Source organism: Erythrobacter sp., from assembly GCF_038133525.1.
Taxonomy (GTDB): Bacteria; Pseudomonadota; Alphaproteobacteria; order Sphingomonadales; family Sphingomonadaceae; genus Qipengyuania.
Genome location: NZ_JAYPTL010000104.1, coordinates 1 through 6,285, shown reverse-complemented (window position 1 = coordinate 6,285; position 6,285 = coordinate 1). Strand labels below are relative to the sequence as shown.

Here is a 6,285-nt window from a genome sequence, read left to right as displayed (position 1 = left end):
TCAACTCGCTGTCGACCTTCGCCCGCGTCAACAAGTACGGCTTCATCGAGACGCCTTACCGCAAGGTGGTCGACAACAAGGTCACCGACGAGGTCGTCTACCTTTCGGCCATGGAAGAGCAGAAGCACACCGTCGCGCAGGCTTCGGCCGAGCTCAACGAAGATGGCTCGTTCGTCGAGGAACTGGTTTCGGCCCGTCACGACGGCGACAACCTGATGGCTCCGCGCGAACACATCACGCTGATGGACGTTTCGCCCAAGCAGCTCGTCTCGGTGGCAGCTTCGCTCATTCCGTTCCTGGAAAACGACGACGCCAACCGCGCACTGATGGGCTCGAACATGCAGCGCCAGGCTGTGCCGCTGGTCAAGGCCGAGGCACCCTTCGTCGGCACCGGCATGGAAGAAACCGTGGCGCGTGACAGCGGCGCGGCGATCGCGGCCACCCGCGGCGGTATCGTCGACCAGGTCGACGCGACCCGTATCGTGATCCGCGCCATCGGCGATGTCGAACCCGGCCAGTCGGGCGTCGACATCTACCGCCTCCAGAAGTTCGAGCGTTCGAACCAGTCGACCTGCATCAACCAGCGTCCGCTGGTGAAGGTGGGCGAAGTGGTCGAAGCCGGCGACATCATCGCCGACGGTCCTTCGACCGAGCTCGGCGAACTGGCGCTGGGCCGCAACAGCCTCGTCGCGTTCATGCCGTGGAACGGCTACAACTACGAAGACTCGATCCTGATCTCCGAACGCATCGTGAAGGACGACGTGTTTACGTCGATCCACATAGAGGAATTCGAGGTCATGGCCCGCGACACCAAGCTGGGTCCGGAAGACATCACCCGCGACATTCCCAACGTCGGCGAGGAAGCGCTGCGCAACCTCGACGAGGCGGGTATCGTCTACATCGGCGCAGAAGTGCATCCGGGTGACATCCTGGTCGGCAAGATCACGCCCAAGGGCGAAAGCCCGATGACGCCGGAAGAAAAGCTCCTCCGCGCCATCTTTGGCGAAAAGGCCAGCGACGTGCGCGACACCTCGCTCCGCCTGCCGCCGGGCGTGGCCGGGACCATCGTCGACGTGCGCGTCTTCAACCGCCACGGCATTGAAATCGACGACCGTACCCGCGCGATCCAGAACGAGGAAATCGAACGCCTCCGCAAGGACGCCAACGACGAACGTGCGATCCTCAACCGTGCGACCTACAATCGCCTGCGCGACATGCTTACCGGCCAGACCGCTTCGGCGGCGCCGAAGGGCATCAAGAAGGGTTCCGAGATCACCGAAGCGGTGCTCGATGAAGTCGATCGCCACGAGTGGTTCAAGTTCGCAGTGGCGGACGATGGCCGCCAAGCGCAGCTCGAAGCGGTCAAGTCGCAGTACGACGAAGCCGTGAAGGTCATCGAAGAGAGGTTCGAAGACCGCAAGGAGAAGCTCGAACGCGGTGACGAACTCGCCCCGGGCGTGCTCAAGATGGTCAAGGTCTTCGTTGCGGTGAAGCGCAAGCTGCAGCCGGGCGACAAGATGGCCGGCCGTCACGGGAACAAGGGTGTCATTTCGCGCATCCTGCCGGTCGAGGACATGCCGTTCCTCGAAGACGGTACCCCGGTCGACCTCGTGCTCAACCCGCTGGGCGTGCCGTCGCGCATGAACGTGGGTCAGATCTTCGAAACGCATCTCGGCATGGCGGCCCGCAATCTGGGCCACCAGATCGCCGGTGCGCTGGAAGATTGGCGCGCGGCCAATCCGAATGCGGCTGAAGACTATGCGGGCGCCAAGCCGCCCGAAGCGGTCGTGGAACGGCTCAAGGACGTCTACGGCGAACAGTACCATGACGAGATCGACTCGCGCTCGACCGCGGACATCGTCGAACTCGCCACCAACCTGCGTACGGGCGTTCCCATGGGTACTCCGGTGTTCGATGGTGCGCGCGAAGGCGACGTGACTATCCAGCTGGAAAAGGCTGGGCTCGACAGCTCGGGCCAGTCGGTCCTCTACGATGGCCGCACCGGCGAGGCGTTCGACCGCAAGGTCACCGTGGGCATCATCTACATGCTCAAGCTGCACCACCTGGTCGACGACAAGATCCACGCGCGTTCGATCGGTCCCTACTCGCTCGTCACTCAGCAGCCGCTGGGCGGTAAGGCGCAGTTCGGTGGCCAGCGCTTCGGCGAAATGGAGGTCTGGGCGCTCCAGGCCTACGGCGCCGCCTACACGCTGCAGGAAATCCTGACCGTGAAGTCGGACGACGTGATCGGGCGTACCAAGGTCTACGAAGCGATCGTCAAGGGCGACGATACCTTCGAGGCGGGCATTCCGGAGAGCTTCAACGTGCTCGTCAAGGAAATGCGCAGCCTGGGCCTCAACGTCGAGCTCAAGTCGCACGGCGAAGAGGACGAGGGCGGCGACGGCCTCGCGATCGCGGCGGAATAACGGGGCGCGCCTAGCGCGCCCCTCAACCGCCCCAAGAGAATTCACCCGTTTAGGGAATTAAGTCATGAACGAACTGACCAAATTCACCAACCAGTTGGCCAAGCCGGAGACCTTCGACGAGATCCAGATCGGCATCGCGTCGCCCGAGCGTATTCGCAGCTGGTCCTTCGGCGAGATCAAGAAGCCGGAAACGATCAACTACCGCACGTTCAAGCCCGAACGCGACGGCCTGTTCTGCGCGCGCATCTTCGGCCCGGTGAAGGACTACGAGTGCCTGTGCGGCAAGTACAAGCGCATGAAGTACAAGGGCGTCGTCTGCGAAAAGTGCGGCGTCGAAGTCACCGTGACCAAGGTCCGCCGCGAGCGCATGGGCCACATCGAGCTGGCCGCACCGGTCGCGCACATCTGGTTCCTCAAGTCGCTGCCTTCGCGCATCGGCCTGCTGCTCGACATGCAGCTCAAGCAGCTCGAGCGTGTGCTCTATTTCGAAAGCTACATCGTCACCGAGCCCGGCCTGACCCCGCTCGAGAAGTTCCAGCTGCTGACTGAAGACGAGCTGCTCGAAGCGCAGGATGAGTATGGCGAAGACGCCTTCTCGGCCTCGATCGGCGCCGAAGCGGTCAAGGTCATGCTGATGGACCTCGACCTCGAGCAGGAAAAGGAAGACCTGCTTGAAGAGCTCGCGACCACCAAGTCCGCGCTCAAGCCGAAGAAGATCATCAAGCGCCTCAAGGTCGTCGAGAGCTTCATCGAATCGGGCAACCGCCCCGAATGGATGATCCTCGAAGTGATCCCGGTCATTCCGCCCGAACTGCGCCCGCTGGTGCCGCTCGACGGTGGCCGCTTCGCGACGTCGGACCTCAACGACCTCTACCGTCGCGTGATCAACCGTAACAACCGCCTCAAGCGCCTGATGGAGCTGCGCGCGCCGGACATCATCGTCCGCAACGAAAAGCGCATGCTGCAGGAAGCTGTTGACGCGCTGTTCGACAACGGCCGCCGCGGCCGCGTGATCACCGGCGCCAACAAGCGTCCGCTCAAGTCGCTCAGCGACATGCTGAAGGGCAAGCAGGGCCGTTTCCGCCAGAACCTGCTCGGCAAGCGCGTCGACTATTCGGGCCGTTCGGTCATCGTGACCGGTCCGGAACTCAAGCTGCACCAGTGCGGCCTGCCGAAGAAGATGGCGCTCGAACTGTTCAAGCCGTTCATCTACGCCCGCCTCGACGCCAAGGGTCTTTCGATGACCCTCAAGCAGGCGAAGAAGTGGGTCGAAAAGGAACGCAAGGAAGTCTGGGACATCCTGGATGAAGTCATCCGCGAACACCCCGTCCTGCTGAACCGCGCACCGACGCTCCACCGTCTCGGCATCCAGGCCTTCGAGCCGGTGCTGATCGAAGGCAAGGCGATCCAGCTCCACCCGCTGGTCTGCGCCGCGTTCAACGCCGACTTCGACGGTGACCAGATGGCCGTGCACGTCCCGCTGAGCCTCGAGGCGCAGCTGGAAGCACGCGTGCTGATGATGTCGACCAACAACATCCTCTCGCCTGCCAACGGCAAGCCGATCATCGTGCCTTCGCAGGACATGGTGCTGGGCCTCTACTACTTGTCGATGGAACGCCAGGAGAAGACCCCGGAGTTCACCGAGAACGAAAAGGGTGAGAAGGTCGAGAAGCTGCAGATGTTCTCGGACATGGCAGAGGTGCACCAGGCGCTCGAGATCAAGGCAGTTACGCTGCACACCAAGATCATCGCGCGCGTGCCCCAGGCCGACGAGAGCGGCAAGGTAAGCATGGTCCGCTTCGAGACCACGCCGGGCCGCATGCTGATCGGCGAATGCCTGCCGAAGAACCACAAGGTTCCCTTCGACATCGTGAACCGCCTGCTGACCAAGAAGGACATCGCCGACGTCATCGACGAGGTCTATCGCCACACTGGCCAGAAGGACACCGTGCTGTTCGCCGATGCCATCATGGCGCTGGGCTTCCGCCACGCGTTCCGTGCCGGCATCTCCTTCGGCAAGGATGACATGATCATCCCCGAAGAGAAGATCGAACTGGTCGAGGCGACCAAGGCGCTGGTTGCCGACTATGAGCAGCAGTACCAGGACGGCCTCATCACCCAGCAAGAAAAGTACAACAAGGTGATCGACGCCTGGAGCCGTTGCGGCGACCAGGTGGCCGATGCCATGATGGACAAGATCCGCGCCAAGCCGATCGGCGACGACGGCAAGGAAGCCCAGATCAACTCGATCTACATGATGAGCCACTCCGGTGCGCGTGGTAGCCCGGCGCAGATGAAGCAGCTTGCCGGCATGCGCGGCCTGATGGCCAAGCCGTCGGGTGAGATCATCGAGAACCCGATCATCTCGAACTTCAAGGAAGGCCTGAACGTCCTCGAGTACTTCAACTCGACCCACGGCGCCCGTAAGGGTCTCGCGGATACGGCGCTAAAGACCGCTAACTCGGGTTACCTGACCCGCCGCCTGGTCGACGTGTCGCAGGACTGCGTCATTATCGAGGAAGACTGCGGCACCGAGAACGCGCTGGAAATGCGCGCGATCGTGCAGGGCGGTTCGGTGATTGCTTCAATCGGCGAACGCATCCTTGGCCGCACGACGGCGGAAGACATCGTCAACGTCGCTACCGGCGAAGTGATCGTGCCTGCCGGCACGCTGATCGACGAACCGATGGTCAAGGCGATCGAGGAAGCCGAGGTGCAGGTCGCCAAGATCCGCTCGCCGCTGGTCTGCGAAGCCGCCCAGGGCGTCTGCGCAACCTGCTACGGTCGTGACCTTGCCCGCGGTACCCCGGTGAACATCGGTGAAGCCGTTGGTGTCATCGCGGCCCAGTCGATCGGTGAACCGGGCACGCAGCTGACCATGCGTACCTTCCACATCGGCGGTGCGGCGCAGCTCAACGAAACCAGCCACCTCGAGGCGATCTCGGACGGTAAGGTCGTCTATCGCGACATGCCGACCATCGTCGACAAGAAGGGTCGTATCCTCTCGCTCGCCCGCAACGGCGAACTGGCGGTGATCGATGCCGAAGGTCGCGAGCGCGAGATCCACAAGGTGCCTTACGGTACCGTGCTGATGCACAAGGACGGCGAGAAGGTGAAGGAAGGCGAACGCCTGGCAGAATGGGACCCGTTCTCGCTGCCGATCATCACCGAAACCTCGGGCGTCGTGAAGTATCAGGACCTAATCGACGGCACGACGATGGAAGAACGCGTCGACGATGCCACCGGCATCGCCCAGCGCGTCGTTACCGAGCTGCGTGCGTCGGGCCGCAAGCGCAAGGAAGACCTGCGTCCGCGCCTGACTCTGTTCAACGAGGCAGGGGACGAAAGCGAGGCCGCGCGCTACATGCTGGCGCCGGGCACCACCATGTCGGTCGAGGACGGCCAGCAAGTCGAAGCGGGTGACATTCTTGCCCGTGCGTCGCGCGAAGCGGCGAAGACCCGCGACATCACCGGCGGTCTGCCGCGTGTCGCCGAGCTGTTCGAAGCCCGCCTGCCCAAGGACAATGCGATCATCGCCAAGATTTCGGGCAAGATCGAGTTCGTCCGCGAGTACAAGGCCAAGCGCAAGATCGCGATCGTGCCGGAAGAAGGTGATGCAGTCGAATACCTGATCCCCAAGACCAAGGTGATCGACGTGCAAGAAGGCGACTTCGTGAAGAAGGGTGATACCCTGATTTCGGGCTCGCCCAACCCGCACGACATCCTCGAAGTCCTGGGCGTCGAGGCGCTTGCCGAGTATCTCGTGAACGAGATCCAGGAAGTCTATCGACTGCAGGGCGTGAAGATCAACGACAAGCACATCGAGGTGATCGTTCGCCAGATGCTGCAGAAGGTCGAG

General features: G+C 62.6%; 2 protein-coding genes. Both read left to right on the top strand.

Annotation, left to right across the window (positions count from 1 at the left end):
* Positions 1–2,426: DNA-directed RNA polymerase subunit beta (gene rpoB, locus AAFM29_RS16400; protein ID WP_341713825.1), on the top strand; the 2,426-nt coding region annotated here is incomplete at its 5' end.
* Positions 2,427–2,490: 64 nt separating this feature from the next.
* Positions 2,491–6,285 (top strand): DNA-directed RNA polymerase subunit beta' (gene rpoC, locus AAFM29_RS16395; RefSeq protein ID WP_341713824.1); only part of this gene is annotated, 3,795 nt, incomplete at its 3' end.